Here is a 1,627-nt window from a genome sequence, read left to right as displayed (position 1 = left end):
GAAAGACTAACTATATAGAGTCAAGTGAAAATTAGCTAAATCAAAAAAATATTTTATAACAGTTAAGTCCAAAAAATGAGTACAACAAATAGACCTTTCACTATTAGATTTTTTTGATTGTTCAATAGCTAATCGGAAACAATCTTATAAGGTTCATTTTTAGTTAAAATAGCATGAATCACATAACAAAGCTTACGAGAAACAGCACCTAAGGCCGTCAGATGATGCTTTCCCTCAGAAATTTTTTTCTGATAAAACGCGCGAAAAACAGGATCACATTGAGAAGCAACTAGAGCAGCTGAAAACAAGGCTTTTCGTAAGTATGGAGATCCACGCTTGCTCATAACATTATGTGTTGCTTCGTATTGCCCAGATTGGGACACAGACGCGTCTATGCCAGCATAAGCAACCAGTTTTTTCGGATTAGAAAATTTGCGAATGTCTCCAATTTCACCAAGAATTGTCGCGCCATTTATAGGGCCGATTCCAGGGATTGTGAGAATAACAGAGTCTAAATTACTCATTATGCGCTTAATTTCTTTTTCAGTTTCTTTTACTTGGCTTTCGATGAATTTCAATTGTTCAATCATGGAGCGTAATTGAAATGTAAAAGCTTCTTGAGCAAATTTCACTCCAAAGGAGTTAGAAGCTGCTTGCTTCAATTGATCTGCTTTCTCTGGCTTTATTCGGTTCCTGCTTAACTCAGCTAAGTATTGAGCCAACGTTTCTGCCGAAATTTCTTCTAGCTCTATAGGAGAACTAAACTCAAGCAATAACTCTTTAGACGCTTTTCCGAAAATACCTTGTTTAGAAAAAATTGATGCATATTCAGGAAACACTTGATCTAGTACAGCTATGATTTTTCGTTTGAAGTCGCTTGCGGTACCTACTAAATAGGTTCGGTAACGTGAAAGTTGTTTTAACGAAAAAACATTTTCATCAGACAATACTGTTTCTACAAAGGAACCATAACGCATCAAGTCAGCAATCAAAACAGAATCAATAATATCATTTTTTCGTTTTCTGATTTCTGTTCCTTTGCGCCAGCCATCGGTTTGAAGAGGATTCACAACGTGAATCAAAAAGTCTGATTCGTGGAGGTATGAAAAGATGGAGAGCCAATAATGACCCGTAGCTTCCATTCCGACAATAAAGTCAGCGGGAGTCTCTGAATATTTTGAAAGCCGCTCAATCAGGGAATCAGCTCCTTCAGTAGTGTTAGGGAAAGAAAAACCTTTTAGGATCACTTTACCTTCTTCACTCATTAAAGAAGCCACGTGAGTTCGCTTGCCGATATCAATTCCTAAGAAGTACATACATTTGACCTTTCTAAAAAAATATTTTGGATTGAAACCCGCTCAACTGAAAAGCGTCACTACCTTGTACGAGATACGGAGTAAAGCAAAAACTTTCAACATCTAACTCATACGTAATCCACTTATCAGAGAGAGGTGCCAGTCTTTCGATTACGAGCTTCAAAACTCAAGGAGGCAACGGCATAGCCTCTCAATCCAATAAATATATTATCTCAAAATGAATGAGTTAATACCAAATTAAAATAACGATGGTTCATAGGGTTATCCAATCAAAACCGGAAGGTTAAAACCCTAACTCTAATATACAAGGA

The 1,627-nt window shown here is 36.9% G+C and carries 1 protein-coding gene; it reads right to left on the bottom strand.

Going from position 1 to position 1,627, the window contains the following annotated elements; translation table 11 throughout:
- Positions 1-128: 128 nt before the first annotated feature.
- A complete protein-coding gene (locus EG2_RS18130; RefSeq protein WP_010748508.1) occupies positions 129-1,316 on the bottom strand; it encodes an IS110 family RNA-guided transposase in 1,188 nt (395 codons plus the stop codon).
- Between the last annotated feature and the right edge of the window lie 311 nt (positions 1,317-1,627).

The organism is Enterococcus gallinarum NBRC 100675 (assembly GCF_001544275.1).
Classification (GTDB): Bacteria; Bacillota; Bacilli; order Lactobacillales; family Enterococcaceae; genus Enterococcus_D; species Enterococcus_D gallinarum.
The sequence above is the reverse complement of the archived record's forward strand: the minus strand, read 5'-3'. Positions and strand labels throughout refer to the sequence as shown.

Coding starts and splice junctions, on each gene's coding strand:
- EG2_RS18130 (WP_010748508.1), bottom strand. CDS start 1,316: ATGTACTTCTTAGGAATTGATATCGGCAAGCGAACTCACGTGGCTTCT.